This window comes from Salinicola halophilus, assembly GCF_003206155.1.
GTDB lineage: Bacteria > Pseudomonadota > Gammaproteobacteria > Pseudomonadales > Halomonadaceae > Salinicola > Salinicola halophilus.
The window spans coordinates 1-239 of the sequence record NZ_PZJV01000013.1 but is presented as its reverse complement, the minus strand read 5'-3'; the positions used below and the strand labels follow the sequence as shown (position 1 = coordinate 239).

Here is a 239-nt window from a genome sequence, read left to right as displayed (position 1 = left end):
CAAACGGGCATGTGACATGGCAAAGTCGGTGTAGCCATGGGTATCCACAGCAAGCTGGCTGGTCTCCAGCTTTTCTTGGCGGATGACACCTTCAATGGCCACGCCCGCCTGGCGCTCATTGAGCACAAAGGGCTGCGCATGGAAGATGCCCCACCGGTCTTTTACATGGGAGTAGATTCCAATGGAAGGTGTGTTGCGCCGAGGATCAAGCCGGGCTTGCCACACCCGTTTGGTGGTCT

General features: G+C 57.3%; 1 protein-coding gene. It reads right to left on the bottom strand.

Annotated elements, in window-relative coordinates:
• Nucleotides 1–239, bottom strand: a 239-nt coding sequence (locus DOM33_RS16400; protein WP_239495404.1) for a Tn3 family transposase, incomplete at both ends; no start/stop codon positions are given.